This is a genomic window from Shewanella sp. 3_MG-2023, from assembly GCF_030548765.1.
GTDB lineage: Bacteria > Pseudomonadota > Gammaproteobacteria > Enterobacterales > Shewanellaceae > Shewanella.
On record NZ_JAUOSH010000008.1, the window covers coordinates 135,471 to 153,058 of the forward strand.

A 17,588-nucleotide genomic window follows, 5' to 3' on the forward strand; every position below is an offset into this window, starting at 1 on the left:
GCCTACCCTTTTGCTTCTACTTGCTCTGGCTTATAAGTACGGATAATCCAGATCAGCATACCGATCAAGAAGAACGCACTTGGAGGAAGAAGTAACAAGCCATTAGGCTGATACCAACCACCGTCAGAGATTTTGCTGAGGATTTCAACGCCGAACAATGAACCATTACCGAGTAGTTCACGGAAGAAACCAACTGATAATAGGATGGCGCCATAGCCTAAGCCATTACCAATACCGTCCATAAAGCTCATTAGAGGCGGCGTTTTCATTGCGTATGCTTCTGCGCGCCCCATTACAATACAGTTGGTGATAATCAAGCCAACAAATACTGATAATTGCTTCGCTACGTCATAGGCGTAAGCTTGCAATACTTGGTCTACAACAATTACTAATGAAGCAATAATTGTCATTTGCACAATAATACGAACGCTGCTTGGAATATGATTACGTAGTAACGAAATAAATAAGTTCGAACACGCGGTCACCGCAGTCAATGCTAATGTCATAACAATAGCCGTTTCCATTTTAGCGGTAACAGCCAGTGCACTACATACACCCAGAATTTGCAGAGCAATTGGGTTGTTATTAATGATAGGTCCAGTCAGAACCTGTTTAAGTTCTTTAACGTCAGCCATTAGCCTAGTCCTCCATTGCGTGCTTTTTCGATAAAGCGTGCAAAACCTTCTTCACCTAACCAAAACGTTAGCGAGTACTGAACACCGTTACTGGTCAACGTCGCACCAGATAAGGCATCAACACCGTGAACTGAAGATGCAATTGTCGGGATCTTAGTGACTTGAATAGCTAAGTCGCCATTGTCGTCATAAAGTTTTTTACCTTCCCACTTAGCAATCCACTGAGGGTTTTGAACTTCACCACCTAGGCCCGGTGTTTCACCAGAACCAGTGAAGTCGTAATACACTAAGCTGCGAATGGTATTCATATCCGCTTCAACCGCTAAGAATGCAAACATGGTTGACCATAAACCGTAGCCTTTAACAGGAATAATCACGGTTTGTAGTTCATTGTTGTCATCTTTAACTAGATAAACAACACCTTGATTTGCAACGCGCTTAACAGAGGCAATGTCATTTTCAGGCTTAAAAGACGTTGCAGGCGTACGTGCCGCTTTTTCAACATCAAAAGTATCAGCATCACCTTCAACAAACTCACCGGTTTTTAAATCAACAAGACGAGCTTCAACGTACTTACCATACTTTGCAATAATAACGTCTTTCTCAACTTTGCCAGCTTTAGTATCCACTAAACCTGCCGCTTCAAGAATGTACTTTTGCTTATCTAGCAATTTATTCTCTTGCTGAATTGGCTTAAGTAATACTGCTGCAGTTGATACCAACATTGAGCAGATAAAACACAGGCCGATTACAACAAATAATGTTTTGCCGATTGATTCTTTATTACTGGCCACGAGCAATCCTCCGCTTCACATTTGCTTGAACCACGAAATGGTCAAATAACGGTGCAAATAAGTTAGCAAACAGGATGGCTAACATCATTCCTTCAGGGAACGCTGGGTTAATGACGCGAATAAACACTGCCATTGCACCAATTAAGATACCGTAAGCCCATTTAGCATTGTTAGTGAAAGACGCAGAAACTGGGTCCGTCGCCATAAACATCATACCGAAGGCAAATCCACCTAAAACAAGATGCCAATACCAAGGTGTTGCAAACATTGCATTAGTGTCGCTACCGATAAAGTTAAGTAGGTAAGAAACTGCAATCATGCCCAACATCACACCTGAAATAATACGCCATGAGGCGATACGGGTATAAACGATAACTGCACCACCTAGCAAAATAGCAAAGGTAGAGACTTCACCCACGGAACCTGGAATGAAACCTAAGAAGGCATCCCACCAGTTAGCGCTAGTATATTCAAACGTGCCCTGTGCAGCTTGGCTCAATGCCGTAGCACCAGAGAAACCGTCAGCCACAACCCATGTTGTGTCACCTGACATGCTTAACGGATACGCAAAGAATAAGAATGCACGACCCGCTAACGCTGGGTTTAAGAAGTTACGACCTGTGCCGCCAAACACTTCTTTTGCAACCACAACACCAAAGGTAATACCCAGTGCAACCATCCATAATGGAATAGTTGCTGGTAAGGTCAGCGCAAATAGAATGGAAGTTACAAAGAAACCTTCGTTAACTTCATGGCCACGTACAGACGCGAATAAGACTTCCCAGAAACCACCAACGGCAAAAGTCACCGCATAAATAGGTAGGAACCAACAAGCGCCATACCACATCAGTGCAGGCACACCTGAACTTGCGGTTAATTCAGTACCAAATAGGCTGAATAGGCTGACTTGCCATACATCAGGAGTTGCAAAGCCAGCCATCAGCGCATCTTGAGCTTGCAAGCCAACGTTGTACATACCAAAGAACATTGCCGGGAAAGTACAGGCCCAAACCGTAATCATCATACGTTTTAGATCAAGGCTGTCACGCACGTGCGTGGTGCCTTTGTTTACTTTACCTGGAGTGTAAAACACAGTAGCAGCCGCTTCATAAAGGGCGTACCACTTCTCGTACTTGCCGCCTTTTTCAAATTGCGGTTCAATACGCTCGATAAAATCTTTCAAGCTCATTAGCCTTCCCTCTCGATCGTATCTAAACAATCACGCAGATATGATGCATAGTCATACTTGCCTGGACATACGAAGGTACACAATGCCAAATCTTCTTCATCTAGCTCTAGTGCGCCCAGTGCAGCAGCACCGTCATAATCACCAGAAACAAGATCGCGAAGTAACATTGTCGGTAAGATATCTAATGGAACAACACGTTCATAGTTACCAATTGGCACCATGGCACGATCTGAACCACCCGTAGTTGTGGTCATATTGAACAGACCTGTACGGTTTAAGTGACCTAAGAATGCGCGAGTGATAGAGAACTTATCAGCACCAGGCATAGCCCAACCAAATAATTCTTTTTCATTGCCTTCTTTCAACAAGCTAAGTTGTTGATGATAGCGACCTAAATAGCCATGAGGACCCGCCGCTTGGCGCCCGCTTAATACTGAACCTGAGATAACTCGAACATTGTCAGTTTCAATTTCTCCAGCAGTTAATTCAACAGTGCTAGCACCTAATACTGTACGAACTAAACGTGGGTTTTTAGCTTCAGGGCCAGTAATCGCAATAACACGTTGAGTGTTAAGTTCACCTTGAGTGAATAATTGACCAACAGCAATCACGTCTTGGTAGCCAATATGCCAAACCGTACGTGTTGCAGAAGCAGGAAGAAGATGATGAATGTGAGTGCCCACTAGGCCAGCAGGATGTATACCTGCAAACTCTTCAACTTGAGCATTGCCAGAAGGGATATCAGCACCAGGCGCTTTAGCAAGGAAAAGTTTGCCTTCTGTTAATTTCGCTAGTAGCGTCAAGCCGTTAGCAAAATCATCTTTATGCTCAGCAATCACTACAGCAGGATCTGCAGCAAGTGGTTGAGTATCAATTGCGGTGACGAAAATACCAGCAGCGACTGAATCAACAGCAGGTACTTTACTGAAAGGGCGAGTTCGTAAAGCTGTCCAAAGACCTGATTCAATCAAGTTTTCTCTGACAACGTTAGCATCTAACGTGTTAAGTTCATCAGCACTATATTGAGTAAAGCTGACTTTATCATCACCTTCAACGCCAATAACCACTGACTGAAGTACACGTTTCGCACCCCGGTTAATTTCTAATACAGTACCACTAGCTAAAGCAGTATATTTAACGCCAAGGTTCTTTTTATCTTCAAAAATCACCTGACCTTTCAAGACTTTTTCGCCAACCTTGATTTTCATCGTTGGACGTAAGCCAATATACTCTTCACCCAAAGTCGCTACGTTCTTAATGGCTGGGCCATTATGGATAACTTGCTCAGGGCCACCTGCTAGAGGTAGTTCCAATCCTTTCTTTATTGTAATCATATCCACAAGCACTACGTTTGAAGGAAAGACAATGCGCCGCGTTCCTACCCAAAAGAAAACAAAGTGTTAACAAACACTTCAGTGTTGAGCTAGCGCAGATTTATCACGGAAATGCGATCGCAATCACGCTGGTCGCGCGCATTTTACCCCAAAATGTGCGCTATCGCCACGAAAAAAACCAGTGATTGAATTTTTAGATTGTTCATTTTTAAACAATTCACTCAAATAGGGTGTGGAACAGTCTGATTTAACGTCATTGAATGCAATATTTCAGTAACACAGGCACTATAACATTAATTTTAAAAGAAATAATATAAGAAGTGATTTACGGATTTGTTAACAAAATTCGCTTTAGTACGAGCTAAAATAGCCCATACTAAAGCAGAATTAAAACAAGCACCTACAAGAGGAAGAAGAGGTGAGACAGTTAAAATCTGGCCTGATATCCAAGGTAACTCAGCATCTCGCCTTGAGAAGTAATGCCTAAATTAGACTGTTGACTGACTAAATCCTCGTCAAGTAAGTTTTCTATACGCAAATAAACTTCGTGCACATTAGAAATATGATAGTTAGCTGCTAAGTCTAGCTTCCATTGTGTATCAATTTGTTCACCGCCATTAATGGTAGTGGCATAACCCATTTCTGATTGATATAAAGCTTGGGCGATGACACTAAATTGACCCATTATTAAGCCCGCATTTAAAGCTAATTGTTGCTCAGGTACCCAAGGAAGTTGTTCGCCTTTTACATAAAGACCGATTAAGTCGTTAAAACCAGAGTCTCCAAACTCAGCTTGGCTGTATTGGTATTGAGCAGAAAGAGGGATTGAAAAGCTATCAAAGCCGACAGTGTAATCGACCGACAAGTCGATGCCGTTAACGGACGTATCGTTAAAATTGTCTTGTACATAACGCTGTGAATAATCACACGCCATACTCCACATACAAGTCACATGTTGATTATCAAAGTCTTGTACGTAAGCATTTAAACCAACATTTAGTGCATCATTGCTATAGCCAAGTGCTAATTGATACTGCAGCGACTCCTGCGCTTGTTGCAATGCATTGCCCGCTGATGCAGCTGTCCAAGCTTGCTTAGCTGAAACAGCCGCTTTCCAAGCACCTGTGGTATAGGCAATTTCGATTGCCGGGATCCAGCCATCATCAGAAAAATCAGCCGCCTCTATGCCATAGGCTTCAACGTCAATTTCGCGAGTAGTACTGACACTTTCAAAGCTCAAGCCTAAGTTTATCGACAAAGCGCCATAGTTGAGTTTGGCGTCAGCGCTGGTAATGAGTACGTTAACATCGTCGATATAAGCTAGCAGCGCATTATCAATATTGGTGCTCGCAAGACTTCTATCTTGGCTCCAGGTCCAATCTTGCTGGCCAAAACGCATTTTGGCTTTATCTGAATGAAACAGCGCACCATAGGTCACTTGATGAGCGCCATATTGACTTACACCTTCCGTTTGCAAGCCATAGCCCGAATATTGATTATCTTCAAGCATAGAGCCTAAAGCCAAACCGCCTGTAGTCGGGGCTTTATCAAAAGCTGAAATCGCTGATAATTCTGTTGTACCAATAAACACGCCAGATAACGAGTTTAATTGCGAGATTTGCTCATCATAGGATTGGTAATAAAAATCGGACATCACCACCGAGCCATCACTAAGATTAACAATATGGCTCACTTGATACTTATGGCGCTGGCCTTCACGGTTATCATTTTCGGTAGCCGAATACGCCCTACCCGGTTTAGCCTGCCAATCTTGGCTGGTTAAACCGATATTGGAGTGATCATTTTCTGAGTTAGTGTATTGGTACATAAACTCTGTCGTTTGTGGGTTTCTAGCGCCAGCAAGACTATCAGCATTAATTTTGAACATGATATCGGTTTGGCTGTGGTCGCTATCAAGGTTGGTCACAAAACCTGTTTCTTCGGCGGTATTTTGGTAATCCACCGCAAACAGCATGCCGTATTCTTTATTTAAGCCACTGGCAATGGCGCCCACGCGGCCACCACCATTATCATTAATTTCGATGTTAGCCTGAGCATCTAATTTTGTTGGGCTGATCTGCGCCGTGGTGTAATCCACACTACCAAAAGCCCCTTTACCGCCTTTTGTCACTCCAGTCATGCTGGCTGTAGTCACTTGGGTTTGTAAGGCTAAATTCGGTTGTAACACTAAATGAGGCGCTGAATAAGGAGACGGTGAAAAGGATACTCTATCTTGAGAAATCGCAATGCCATTGACCGCGCCGCGATGACTGATGTCAGTGGTTTGCCCCATGGCAGCAGGCATGATTGTCATTCCTGACAATGCTAGGGGTATTGTACTGCTGCGATAATGAAATGGAGCTGTCTGAGGCTGGTCGAGTACAACAGTATTATTTGATTCATCCAAGGATGCCGTCACAGAGCTTGCAGCAAAACTTGAAGAATGACACACAAACAGCACAGCAGAAGCAATTACAGACAAGCTGAATTGGCCTTTAGACATGGTTAACTCCCAAAATACATCATCGGCATCGCAATCCGCTACGCCTTTATTATTATAAATAACATCCTATTACTAACTTTTAACAATAACGTTTTCATGCAAATAAAAACAGTATTTTAATAAAATTAACCACAAAAAAAACAAAGCGGCCGAAGCCGCTTTGGTGTCAAACTAAAACCTAGGATTAACAGCTAGCCTATAGCGTACCTAAAATGTCGTCACTCAATTTAAGGTCATCATTACGATTGACACTTACACCAGCGGCAATGATTGCACGAGCAATATCTTGGGCTTGATCAAGTGAGTGCATGTCATAAGTGCCACACTGATACTCATTTAATTCAGGGATCTCACTTTGTTCAACCACTTTAAGTACATCACCCATTGCAGCTAGCCATGAATCAGCAACGACGCGTTCAGTGGGCTGACCAATAAGGCTCATGTAAAAACCCGTGCGGCAACCCATAGGGGAAATATCAATAATTTCTACCGAGTCACCATTCAAATGATCACGCATAAAACCGGCAAATAAGTGCTCAAGGGTATGAATACCACGTTCACTTAAAATATCTTTATTTGGCGTACAAAAACGCAAGTCAAATACCGTAATGGTGTCACCTTTAGGTGTACTCATATGCTTTGCGACACGCACAGCAGGAGCTTCCATTCGTGTATGATCAACAGTGAAACTATCAAGTAAAGGCATGACTCATTCCTTAAGGCTAAGTAAAAGATGTTTGGCATCATAGCATCAAAAAACACTACCGACAGCTCTGTAAATAGGAGTTATCTTCATGTAATAGCAAATTAAAAAGACACTGTGATGACAAGTTTCATTTTGAATGCACTCAAACCTAAACAATAAAAAGCAAAAAACCTCATCGGGATGACGAGGTTTTATTTTTATCTTATTTAAACTAAAACGGCTAAACAAACACGACTGGTATCTGTATCGCTATCGTAATTAGCCTTTACAGTTTGGTGTTTTTGGCACGACATCTAATGCTTGCCACTCAGCCTGAGTATACGCATTAATTGAGAGCGCGTGGACACCGTTAGCTAACTCATCTGCTAACACTGCATTAACCGCTCGATGGCGAGCAATTAATCGCTGCGCTTCAAACTGCTCACTGACAACCACTACTTTAAAGTGAGTTTCTGAGTTAGGCGGCACATGATGGCGATTGCTTTCATTAAGTACATCTAAATGTATCGGGCTAAAGGACTGGTTCAGTTTTTCGCTAATGATTTTTTCAACTGACATAACAAACTCTTTATAACTACATTTGAAAGTTTGAAGACTACTGCTTAACTCCCTAGAAATCAAACTAGCGAGCCGGCAATCTGATTTAAGTGGCAATTTAAGTTAACAATGCTAGCTAGCACATCTCAGCAAGCATTTGTTGCTATTGATAATAGCCGACTATTGATGGTAGCCGACAATCAATTGCCTAAAGGTCAGATTGAGCCTGCATGTTTTCACCTTTAAACGCTTTGGTACTGCATGCTGCCACTGTGATTGCATCCCTTGATGCATAATGAGTAAATCACCGCTTTCAAGCTCAACGTTTTGTTTTATATTGAGGCTTTTATGCCGTAAGGCAAAAGTTCGACTGGCGCCAATACTGACTGACACAATTGCGCTATTGGCTACTATTTCAGGCTCATCATCACTATGCCAGCCCATAGAATCTAAACCGTTTTGATAACGATTAACCAATACCCCGTTGCAATTAAACTGCAGTTCATCCCGCAGCCGCTGCCTTAAATCTGCTAATAAGTGTGGCCAAGGCTGCGGTGAAATTAATAAAGAAGAATATTGATATTCACAACCAGGATCAGCAAACCATACTTGAGCGCGAGGGATAGGATGCTGTTTACCAAAAAGCGTAATTATCGGTTTTTCAAAGGGGTAGCTATCGGCATCGGCTAGCAACTGTTGCTGCTCCCCGCGTGATAAAAAGCCCTTTATATACGTTATTGGCGCAGTTATTGGCGCGCCATGGCTCTTGGATTTAGCGCTGGGGCTATTTTGATTGTCACTGCTGTGCTGAACAGATAATTTAAACTCGATTTGTTTCACCCCCGCCCTCCTTTTGCCTCTTAAAGAGAGGCTAACGTTGACAACCGACACTTTGTGACTAATCCTTTAGTATACCAATACATTATTTTACATTTTTTTAATATTAACTCACTAAACTTTATGAGAGCCTAAAATTACAACGTAAGCTGTTTTATTAAGCTAGGTGAACCGCCTTAATGTTTATCCCAACACCGTCATTGCAGCAGCGCCGCCACTATCTTATCGGCGGTTTTAGCACTGTTAGTCTATAAAAGATAAAGGTAGTTTATTGCACTTATGAAATGGATATTGGATCTGCTTGTCAATCTAAGCATTATGTTCAGCTTAAGCATTGCCATGTTCAACATCAGCAATGCCCATGCTGAAAAGCTCAACTTAACTGAGACTTACACCGCGCCAATAGGCCAATCTATAGGGTATTACACCGAAACAGATCGTATTAACGCATCGCAAGCTTATCAATTATTCCGTAATGGCCACTTCCAGTCAGGCAGCGAGGAAATTAGCAACTACGGCATCGGCTCTAACCCTGTATGGATTAGTCTATCCATTAATAATCCAACTCAAACTCTGATAAACCGCATCATCCACTTTGATAATTACTGGCTCGATGAAGTCAGTGCTTATTGGCTAAGCTCAGATAGAATTGCTCATTTTGAGCACCAAGGTGATCTATCGCTATTTTATAAACAACCGACTTTTCAACCCAGCTATAATTTTCAATATAGCTATCCACCAGGTATAACCACGGTATTAATTAGGCTTCAAACCTTAGATGCCATGGTCATTCCGGTATATTTATTTGATGAAAGCCAAAGCGCTCAAAACAGTATATTTAACTCCTATAGTTACGGTTTTTTATACGGCGCGATTATTGCGCTGCTGATTTATAACTTTATTTTATTTTTAGGCTTACGTCTGAGAAGCTACTTTTACTACTGCCTATACCTGCTTAACTTTCTAATATTAAATATGGCATATAGCGGTCATGGTTCGTTATGGCTTTGGCCAAATTCGCCTTATTGGCAACAATGGGCTGTGCCAATCCTTATGGTCACCTTCTGCTCCAGTGGCATTGTATTCGCGTGCCACTTTTTACGTCTGCGATATCAACTGCCGCTATTACATAAGATCTTAAAAAGCTTATGCGTACTTTTTCCAATATTGATGCTGTTGGCAGTGATACTGCAAGACCGAGTATTAGGGTTGATTTTTGCTTTTGATTTGATGCTGTTATTCAGTGGCTTGATGATTGTATTAGGGGTGCTGTCATTAAATTTCGGCAAGATTTCCGCACGGTTATTTTTACTGGCTTCAATATCATCAATGATAGGTATTGCCATAACCGCGCTTGCGGTGTGGTCATATATTCCATTTAATGACTTTACTTATCGCGCTGCTGAAATAGGGGTAGGTATTGATGTACTTTTACTGGCATTAGCATTAACTGAGCGATTTAGACGAATCGAAAATGAAAAACTGATCGCAGAAAAGATGGCTCAAATGGATCCGTTAACCCTGCTTAATAATCGCCGCGCTTTTTACCAATTAGTGGAGCCGCAATTTAATCAAGCCAATGGCACTATGGAATCGCCGAGTAATACCCCTTCTATCGTAATGATTGATATCGATAAGTTTAAAGATATTAATGATAAATATGGGCATATTTTTGGTGATTTAGTCTTGGTTAAAGTCGCATCTATCATTAGAGATACCCTACGAAAAAATGATATTGTGGCGCGCTGGGGTGGCGAAGAGTTTATTGTTTTTTTACCGCAAACGGCTGCAAAAGAGGCCGATAGTTTAGCAATGCGGATTTGTGAAAATATTGCCAAACTCAATTTGCAGCACCAACACGTTAAAGTGCAGGTTACAGCCAGTATTGGCATAGTGACCAGTAATGCTGAAATCTATCAATTACCAGCCTTAATTGAACAAGCCGATAAACACCTATATCAAGCTAAACGAGCCGGCAGAAACAGAATATGTAATAGTGAACAGGCATTAACCCATAGCGTCGCCAGTTAAAGATAGCTCAAGTGCTAATGTAATTTTATCAAAATGACTGTTTACCCAAGCTCCATTAATCGGCCCCCAATCCAGCAGCTGATAAAAACCCGCATTGTGTCTTTGCCCCTGCTGTACAAATTGCACATCAATGCCTATGTCAGTGAAAGCTGCTATGTTGTCTTGCAAGGTGCGTCTTGGCATTTGGGTCTGCTTTTGTAATGACAACAAATTATGCTGTTGCTGCTCAATGAGTCCCGCCAGATAGATTTTACGTAAAAACGCTTTTTGCGCTTTAGAGACAGGTCGCACTAAAAATCCATTATTAGCCGCTGCAGCAGTTACTTTTTCCATATTACTCAATCCCATATACTATATAAGCTTAAAGTAATGGATTATGAGTGGTTAAGAAAGACTAATCGACACTTATTATTCATCAATCTCTACCAATCAAGCTTTTAGTAAACAAGCTTTTAGCAAACAGTTGCGACTAACTTAGCAAAAGGATTTATATATGTCGGCCACACCAGAATCAGATGTGACAGTAGCTAGCACCTCAGAAAAACTGCTCATAGCTGAGGCAAAGTGGCAGAGCTATACAGAAGTGACATTAACCAAGGTAGATAAAAACTACCCGAAGCAAATATTCAGCCAAAGCATTGGGCTGTTACTGTTAATATTAGCCGCGTTAGTTGTCGTCATGACATTAAACCAAGCCTTAGGGCGTAATGAATACCTCATCATTAGTGGAGTATTGATTGCCGGAGTCGTGCTGACATTGATCCGCTTTTTGGCGGCTAAAAAGTTGCGCTACGGCGTACTTGAACATGAAATATTAATACGCCAAGGCTTATGGTGGATAAAGACCACAGCTTTACCTTATAGCCGCTTGCAGCATGTGAGTTTGTCGCAAAACCCATTGCAAAGGCGCTTCAACTTAGCCACCATAAAGTGCTTCAGTGCTGGCAGTGGCGCAGCAGAGATTTTCCTCCCGGGACTGAGCTTTACCTTGGCAGAAAAGTTAAGGCAGCACTTACTGAATAAAGCCTCTTATCATCAACAACCGCTCTCCTCAGATATAAGCTCTGACATAAGCTCTAATATAGGATCTGGCATAAACTCAGATACAAGCTCTAATATAAGCTCTAATTTAGGCTCCGACATAAGCTCTAATATAGGCTCTGACATAAGTTCAGATACAAGCTCAAATATAAGCCCTGCAATAAACACTGAAAAGCCGCTAACAAAAGAGGCCGCTGATGAGTAACCAGCCAAATGAGCCTCAAAAAGATAACAAGATTTCAGTAGCGCATTCTTCACTGCAAACCTCTGAGAATCCTTCATCACAAGCAAAAAAAGCGACTTCAACGTCAAGCTCAAAATCCACTACAGCTGACAAAAATGTCAATGCCTTAACCCAGTGGCAATCGCTGTCTCCTTGGTCAATGCTAAGCTTTATTTTTGGCAGCGCAAAAGCCATTTTATCTAATGGTTACGCCATCATTCCAGTTGTGTATGCCGGTTGGCAGAGTGGTTTTGATTTACAAATGGGTCTACTCGGCTTTGTTGTAGCAATACTTTTACTGACAATATTCTCATTCATTCAATGGCGAACCTACCGCTTTAAGCTTTCAGGGCAACAACTCAATATTAAACGTGGGCTGTTTTTTACCCGCAAAGATGAAATCCCACTCAACAAAATTCAAAATATTCGTTACAGCCAGCCATTTTATTTCAAGCCATTTAAGCTCGGCACCTTAATCGTTGAAACTGCAGGCTCAAAAGATGACGAAGCGCATTTATCGGCGCTTGACTCAACCCAAGCCAGCAAGCTTAAACAGCAATTACTGCAACTCGCTCCCCAGCATCAACTTGCAACTAATGACGCTATCGATGAAATCAGCACTGAAAACACTGCCGATAGTGTTAACACACCTAGCAATAAAACCCACAACACGATTGTAGTGCGTAATTTAAAGCAGCTAATCCAATTTGGTTTTTATCAAAATAATTTGATTTGGTTTGCGGTGATAGCAGGCCCCATTATGGGACAAATTAAATGGGAGCAGATAGTCGAGCTTCCTATTATTCAACAATTTTGGAGCGCTGTTGTCAGCTATAGCGGCCCAAGTATTGCTCTACAAGCCATTGCCATTATGCTGACATTGTTGTTGGTATATTGCCTGTTTTCAATAATTTCTATTGTGGCGGCAGTACTTAAATATCATCCTTATACATTAGAAAAACAGCAACAAACCCTGCAGCGCAGCGGCGGGGTGATCTCCCACCAGCAAGACGCATTAGCTATTCGCCGAGTGCAGCTAGTGCACTTTAGTCAGCCATTTTTAGCTAAATTATTAGGCTTATGGACACTGTATTTTAAGCAGGTTAAAGGCCAAGAGGTTGAGCAAAAAACTACTGAGCATATGTTACTGCCCAGCGTTAAAACTGCAGAGATTGCTGCAATATTGGCGCAAATACCGCAATTAGCAGGCGGGACAACTAATATCCCAGCGCGATACCAAGCTATTGCTTTGGCATGGTTTTTAAGACGCGGCTTGTTAATGTACATTCCAGCGCTATTAATTTTAATCTTTACCGGCTTAAATCCGATCTCTGAAGTGGCTTTATTGATTGCTACTGCGGTTATGGGACTAACATTTTTGCGGTACAAGCAGTGGGGCTATGTGATTGAAGATGAAGTGTTATGGCAACATAGCGGCTTATTTGGCCATCATTGGAAACGGATCCCTTATGAAAAAATACAGCACGTATCTATCACCCAAACAAAAGGGCAACAACGCAGCGGTCATGCCTATATCGAAATTGGCCTAGCTAGCGGCAGCTTAACTCTGCCCTATATCGCTGAAAAAGACGCCTTATTCATTGCCGAAAAAGCCATGCAAACCATTAAGCAAGATTACCGTAATTGGATATAAACGCTTATCTTAATGGCATATTGGCTAATGAAGAATAACTAATAGCGGGCACTAAATGATCAACCAATGCGAGTTAGCGCTAGTTAGCACTTGTTAACTAGCGCTACTTAACCACAAGCACAGGACAACTGGCCTGATTAGCCACCTCTTCAGCAACATTACTGTGCAGAAAATGCGCTAGACCACTGCGTCCATGGCTGGCAATCACCACCATACCAATGTCGCCTTTGTTGGCCTCATCGACAATTTCTTCAATGGCATCACCACGCCTAATTACGGTTTCGACCTTCAAGTCAGTATTTAAATCAGCAAGTAAATTTTGCATTTTGGTGGCTGCAGCCTCTTCCATGCTTTTAGCGAGTTCCTCAGGAGTAATAGCCAAAATCATGTAGTTCTCGTCACCAAGGGGCTGAGAAACCACATGTAAAATACGAATACCCACTTCATATAAATTGGCCATTTCAATGGCATATCGCAGCGCATGGGATGCCGTTTCAGAAAAATCTGTTGGCCATAATATTGAACGTGAACGCATGTGAGTTCCTCCTGTAGATAAAATAACTAAGCTTGAGCATTAAACTAACTTATCCAACTTACCGATGTGAATATCGTTAGCTGAATATAGCTCACGCTATAAAGTAAGCATCACCAATGTAATCATGGCTATAGTGATAAATAACAATCATAGTTAGCATGATAGTTAGCATGATAGTTAGCATGATAGTTAGCATGATAGTTAGCATGATAGTTAGCATCAAAGATAGCATGATAGTTTCAGATACAAACTACTTAAATATCCTCCTAATTAAAGTGTAGTGCAAATAGTAAAAAACCACCTTGACCCAGCTCAAGAATCCAAAGGCTTGCAATTAGACCTAACTCAGCACATACTAAACCGACTAATCAGTCGGTTTTTTTTAATTTATTGAAATGATGTCAGTATCAATATCACTCTAGGAGCGCTTTATGAATATGGCCGCTAACAATGTTCAGCAAAGTCCATTACAACAATTACTTCAGCAGCAACGCCAAGCCTATCAGTCAATGCCTGCGCCTAGTTACCAATCCAGAGTTGATAAACTCAATAAACTCAAAGCCGGGTTGCTCAGTTATAGTGAGCAATTTGTTAGTGCATTAGCCACAGATTATGGCCATCGCTCAGCCAATGACACCATGATTTCAGACATCATGCCTTGTGTGAATAACATCAACTACAGTCTGAAACATCTAAAATCATGGATGAAACCCAATAAACGCCATGCCGGGTTATTACTGTCCCCTTCTTCGGTCACAGTGCATTACCAACCCCTTGGCGTTGTTGGCATAATCGTGCCGTGGAATTTCCCAGTCATGCTGGCTGTTGGCCCGTTAATTACCGCCATTGCGGCAGGTAATCGCGCCATGCTTAAAATGTCAGAATTTACCCCAGCCACCAACCAAGTATTGATTCGCTTATTAGCAGAGATATTTAGCCAAGATGAAGTGGTCGTAGTGGAAGGCGAAGCCGATGTTGCCGCGCAATTCTCAGCCCTACCCTTTGACCACCTATTATTTACAGGTTCTACAACAGTGGGTCGCCATGTCATGCGCGCAGCTGCTGATAACCTCACCCCAGTGACTCTTGAGCTAGGCGGTAAGTCACCAGTCATTGTAGCGCCTGATATTGATATCGATACTGCTGTTGAGCGCCTTATTTACGGTAAGTGTTTAAATGCAGGCCAAATCTGCGTCGCACCCGATTATATTTTATGTCCAGAAGACAAAATCGATGCGCTAATCAGTGCCTACAAAACTCGTTTTAATAACATGTACCCAGATTTTGCCAGTAATGAAGACTATGGCAATGTGATTAACCAGCGCCAATACAGTCGCTTACTCGCGGTACTTGATGACGCCAAACAAAAAGGCGCGACCATTCACCCCGCAACTGAGTTCAACATTGATAGCGAAATACGTAAATTACCAACACAGCTAGTGACCAATGTCAGTGCAGATATGGCCATTATGCAACAAGAAATCTTCGGGCCATTACTGCCGATAATCGGGTATAAAGACCTTGATGAAGCCATTGAATATATCAATAACAATGAGCGCCCATTAGCGCTTTATATCATGAGTTTTAACAGACAAACCCAGCAAAATATTATCCAACAAACTCACTCTGGCGGCGTATGTATTAACGAAACTATCTTCCATGTGGCAGCCGATGACGCGCCGTTTGGCGGCATTGGCCCATCAGGTATGGGCCATTATCACGGTAAAGAAGGCTTTTTGACTTTTAGCCATGCGAAAACGGTGTTAAAAAGCGGCAAGTTCAATTCAGGTTTACTGGTGCACCCGCCTTATGGCACTAAAATCCAAGCCTTGTTGATGAAGTTTTTCTTACGCTAACGCGCTAGATAAATACCAATAATTGAGTGTGCGATTATCGCCTTGGTGATAAACTCGCACGCTCAAAATCCCGATTAATAAATCGCTCATTCATCAACACTCCTTTAATAAAGAGCCCATTAATAAATAGCTCATTGAAAATACGAACAGCATATGACCCAAACTGTAGCCAACAAAAAACCTAAAGTAGACAAGAAACAAGCGATACTCGATAGCGCTTTACAGCTATTTGTTGAGCAAGGGTTTCATGGCACATCCACCGCATCCATCGCTAAAAAAGCCGCTGTCGCCACTGGGACATTATTTCATCACTTTCCCAGTAAAGATGATTTACTCAATCATTTATTTGTTTCAATTAAACAAGAATTTGCTGATGACATTACTCAAGCATTGTCCACCTTTGACAATGCTGGCGAAGATTTAAAAACCGATGCCGAATACCTTTGGCAACAAGCGATTGATTGGGCCTTAAAGCACCCTATTAAGCAGCGCTTCTTTTTGCAATTTTCTATGTCCAGCGACATTGATGCGGCAATTCGCGGTCAAGCCATGAACGGTATTTTGCATTTTGTAGTGCAGCTTATTAGTAAAGGCCAGCAACAAAAGATTATTGCTGATTTTCCAGTTGCGCTAATGCTTGAAAACTGTCACGGCCAATACCTTGCCGCTATTCGCTATTTTACTGACAACCCGCAATGGGGCAATGACCCAAGCCAGCGCCAAGCAAGCTTTGAATTATTTTGGCGCTCAATGAAAGCTCAGTAATCTACTTTTATATTCAAAACCTCCTTTAAAGCCAGTTAGCTGATGACTGGCGAAAGGTGCTAAGCCTTAACCACGAACCGCTTCAGCAAATCTCTTTCGGCTCCAACCATACAATTGACCCAAGCATACAATTGACCCAAGCATGCACTAGATCCAACTATACATTTAATAACAAAATATTATTATCTTTATAAAATTTGATAATTTTATTAAATCATTACTTCGCCCTATACTTCTTCCATCAAAACGAACAAGCAACAACTTAGCAATTAACGTATAAAGCGAGATTATTATGAAAATGAGTCATGTAGGTATTATGGTTGGTGACATGGATAAAGCCGTCGAGTTTTATACCCAAGCATTAGGTCTTGAAATTGTCATGGGCAATTCAGCAGTCATCGAAGAAAAACAAACTGCCATTGGTAGAATGTGTATTGCGGTATTTGGTGATGGTTTTAAAGGTTTTAACATCGCCCACCTCGTCACTTCTGATGGCATCGGCTTTGAGTTATTTGAAATGAAAGACCGCGAAGAAAGACATCATGTCGACTTCACTAAAATCGGTATCTTCCATTACTCGTTAGAAACAGATGACTTTGAAGGCGTTATCGAGCGAGTTGAAAAATTCGGCGGTAAAGTCAGAATGGACATCATGCGCTATCATCCAGAAGATGATAATAAGCCTTACAAAATGGTCTATTTAGAAGACCCATTTGGAAACTTATTTGAACTATATTCTCATTCTTATTCAGAAACTTATTCTTCTGAATACACATAAGAATTAAAGAATTTTAAAAAGCAGCTAACCGTGGTTAGCTGCTTTTTTTGTATTAGAGAAGTTTGTAGGCAAGTATTATTTAAGCGCCTAAATCACTTTTGGACATTTTCGTGTTAGGACTTTGGGTAATCATGGCATTTCAGATTACCCAAAGTATGGATAAGCTCTAA

The 17,588-nt window shown here is 41.7% G+C and carries 16 protein-coding genes; 6 read left to right on the forward strand and 10 right to left on the reverse strand.

The window, feature by feature from the left end; all coding sequences use genetic code 11:
* Positions 1 to 2: 2 nt before the first annotated feature.
* From Q4591_RS06725 to Q4591_RS06760, 8 genes are all read right to left on the reverse strand, one after another.
* Positions 3 to 635: an NADH:ubiquinone reductase (Na(+)-transporting) subunit D gene (locus Q4591_RS06725; protein WP_076542777.1), complete on the reverse strand. Its 633-nt coding sequence runs from the start codon at positions 633 to 635 to the stop codon at positions 3 to 5.
* Positions 635 to 1,429, reverse strand: coding sequence for a Na(+)-translocating NADH-quinone reductase subunit C (locus Q4591_RS06730; protein ID WP_102437960.1), 795 nt, complete (start codon positions 1,427 to 1,429; stop codon positions 635 to 637). The genes Q4591_RS06725 and Q4591_RS06730 overlap by 1 nt, the downstream gene beginning before the upstream one ends.
* A complete protein-coding gene (locus Q4591_RS06735) occupies positions 1,419 to 2,618 on the reverse strand; it encodes an NADH:ubiquinone reductase (Na(+)-transporting) subunit B (RefSeq protein WP_102437961.1) in 1,200 nt (399 codons plus the stop codon). Before Q4591_RS06735 ends, Q4591_RS06730 begins: the two co-directional genes overlap by 11 nt.
* Entirely contained in the window at positions 2,618 to 3,952 is a 1,335-nt protein-coding gene (locus tag Q4591_RS06740) for a Na(+)-translocating NADH-quinone reductase subunit A (RefSeq protein WP_102437983.1), read from the reverse strand. The genes Q4591_RS06735 and Q4591_RS06740 overlap by 1 nt, the downstream gene beginning before the upstream one ends.
* A gap of 427 nt (positions 3,953 to 4,379) precedes the next feature.
* Positions 4,380 to 6,455 (reverse strand): TonB-dependent receptor, encoded by a 2,076-nt coding sequence (locus Q4591_RS06745; protein ID WP_303460064.1) that lies wholly within the window; start codon positions 6,453 to 6,455, stop codon positions 4,380 to 4,382.
* Positions 6,456 to 6,651: 196 nt separating this feature from the next.
* Positions 6,652 to 7,161, reverse strand: coding sequence for an S-ribosylhomocysteine lyase (gene luxS / locus Q4591_RS06750; RefSeq protein ID WP_303460067.1), 510 nt, complete (start codon positions 7,159 to 7,161; stop codon positions 6,652 to 6,654).
* A gap of 258 nt (positions 7,162 to 7,419) precedes the next feature.
* Positions 7,420 to 7,719, reverse strand: a complete 300-nt coding sequence (locus Q4591_RS06755) for a BolA family transcriptional regulator (RefSeq protein WP_303460070.1) — start codon at positions 7,717 to 7,719, stop codon at positions 7,420 to 7,422.
* A 159-nt stretch (positions 7,720 to 7,878) separates the two neighbouring features.
* Entirely contained in the window at positions 7,879 to 8,538 is a 660-nt protein-coding gene (locus Q4591_RS06760; RefSeq protein WP_303460076.1) for an alpha-ketoglutarate-dependent dioxygenase AlkB, read from the reverse strand.
* Between the two features lie 336 nt (positions 8,539 to 8,874).
* On the opposite strand from Q4591_RS06760, the gene Q4591_RS06765 reads away from it, so the two are divergent.
* Positions 8,875 to 10,566: a diguanylate cyclase gene (locus tag Q4591_RS06765; protein WP_303460080.1), complete on the forward strand. Its 1,692-nt coding sequence runs from the start codon at positions 8,875 to 8,877 to the stop codon at positions 10,564 to 10,566.
* Here the strand turns inward: Q4591_RS06765 and Q4591_RS06770 are convergent.
* Positions 10,543 to 10,899, reverse strand: coding sequence for a winged helix-turn-helix domain-containing protein (locus tag Q4591_RS06770; RefSeq protein ID WP_102437967.1), 357 nt, complete (start codon positions 10,897 to 10,899; stop codon positions 10,543 to 10,545). The two genes, Q4591_RS06765 and Q4591_RS06770, sit on opposite strands and share 24 nt — an antisense overlap.
* A gap of 160 nt (positions 10,900 to 11,059) precedes the next feature.
* On the opposite strand from Q4591_RS06770, the gene Q4591_RS06775 reads away from it, so the two are divergent.
* A complete protein-coding gene (locus tag Q4591_RS06775) occupies positions 11,060 to 11,812 on the forward strand; it encodes a PH domain-containing protein (protein WP_102520121.1) in 753 nt (250 codons plus the stop codon).
* Positions 11,805 to 13,484, forward strand: coding sequence for a PH domain-containing protein (locus tag Q4591_RS06780; protein ID WP_303445760.1), 1,680 nt, complete (start codon positions 11,805 to 11,807; stop codon positions 13,482 to 13,484). Before Q4591_RS06775 ends, Q4591_RS06780 begins: the two co-directional genes overlap by 8 nt.
* Before the next feature lie 103 nt (positions 13,485 to 13,587).
* Here the strand turns inward: Q4591_RS06780 and Q4591_RS06785 are convergent, their stop codons facing one another.
* Positions 13,588 to 14,019, reverse strand: a complete 432-nt coding sequence (locus tag Q4591_RS06785) for a universal stress protein (protein WP_102437970.1) — start codon at positions 14,017 to 14,019, stop codon at positions 13,588 to 13,590.
* Between the two features lie 431 nt (positions 14,020 to 14,450).
* Here Q4591_RS06785 and Q4591_RS06790 point away from each other — a divergent pair, with 431 nt between their 5' ends.
* The 3 genes from Q4591_RS06790 to Q4591_RS06800 all read left to right on the forward strand — a co-directional run bounded on the left by Q4591_RS06790 (position 14,451) and on the right by Q4591_RS06800 (position 17,418).
* On the forward strand, positions 14,451 to 15,875 hold the full coding sequence (locus Q4591_RS06790) for a coniferyl aldehyde dehydrogenase (RefSeq protein ID WP_102477139.1): 1,425 nt from the start codon (positions 14,451 to 14,453) through the stop codon (positions 15,873 to 15,875).
* A 153-nt stretch (positions 15,876 to 16,028) separates the two neighbouring features.
* The gene (locus Q4591_RS06795; RefSeq protein ID WP_102477138.1) at positions 16,029 to 16,640 is read left to right on the forward strand and encodes a TetR/AcrR family transcriptional regulator; all 612 of its coding nucleotides are present in this window, start codon (positions 16,029 to 16,031) and stop codon (positions 16,638 to 16,640) included.
* A 292-nt stretch (positions 16,641 to 16,932) separates the two neighbouring features.
* Positions 16,933 to 17,418 carry a VOC family protein gene (locus tag Q4591_RS06800; RefSeq protein ID WP_102531975.1) on the forward strand — a complete coding sequence of 162 codons (486 nt, stop codon included), beginning with the start codon at positions 16,933 to 16,935 and terminating at the stop codon, positions 17,416 to 17,418.
* Positions 17,419 to 17,588 lie beyond the last annotated feature (170 nt).

What these genes read in the sequence shown, in the direction of transcription:
- Q4591_RS06800 (WP_102531975.1), top strand. Translation starts at nt 16,933, where the DNA reads ATGAAAATGAGTCATGTAGGTATTATGGTTGGTGACATGGATAAAGCC.
- Q4591_RS06795 (WP_102477138.1), top strand. Translation starts at nt 16,029, where the DNA reads ATGACCCAAACTGTAGCCAACAAAAAACCTAAAGTAGACAAGAAACAA.
- Q4591_RS06755 (WP_303460070.1), bottom strand. Translation starts at nt 7,719, where the DNA reads ATGTCAGTTGAAAAAATCATTAGCGAAAAACTGAACCAGTCCTTTAGC.
- Q4591_RS06725 (WP_076542777.1), bottom strand. Translation starts at nt 635, where the DNA reads ATGGCTGACGTTAAAGAACTTAAACAGGTTCTGACTGGACCTATCATT.
- Q4591_RS06745 (WP_303460064.1), bottom strand. Translation starts at nt 6,455, where the DNA reads ATGTCTAAAGGCCAATTCAGCTTGTCTGTAATTGCTTCTGCTGTGCTG.
- Q4591_RS06770 (WP_102437967.1), bottom strand. Translation starts at nt 10,899, where the DNA reads ATGGAAAAAGTAACTGCTGCAGCGGCTAATAATGGATTTTTAGTGCGA.
- Q4591_RS06775 (WP_102520121.1), top strand. Translation starts at nt 11,060, where the DNA reads ATGTCGGCCACACCAGAATCAGATGTGACAGTAGCTAGCACCTCAGAA.
- Q4591_RS06765 (WP_303460080.1), top strand. Translation starts at nt 8,875, where the DNA reads ATGTTCAACATCAGCAATGCCCATGCTGAAAAGCTCAACTTAACTGAG.
- Q4591_RS06735 (WP_102437961.1), bottom strand. Translation starts at nt 2,618, where the DNA reads ATGAGCTTGAAAGATTTTATCGAGCGTATTGAACCGCAATTTGAAAAA.
- Q4591_RS06780 (WP_303445760.1), top strand. Translation starts at nt 11,805, where the DNA reads ATGAGTAACCAGCCAAATGAGCCTCAAAAAGATAACAAGATTTCAGTA.
- Q4591_RS06790 (WP_102477139.1), top strand. Translation starts at nt 14,451, where the DNA reads ATGAATATGGCCGCTAACAATGTTCAGCAAAGTCCATTACAACAATTA.
- luxS (WP_303460067.1), bottom strand. Translation starts at nt 7,161, where the DNA reads ATGCCTTTACTTGATAGTTTCACTGTTGATCATACACGAATGGAAGCT.
- Q4591_RS06740 (WP_102437983.1), bottom strand. Translation starts at nt 3,952, where the DNA reads ATGATTACAATAAAGAAAGGATTGGAACTACCTCTAGCAGGTGGCCCT.
- Q4591_RS06785 (WP_102437970.1), bottom strand. Translation starts at nt 14,019, where the DNA reads ATGCGTTCACGTTCAATATTATGGCCAACAGATTTTTCTGAAACGGCA.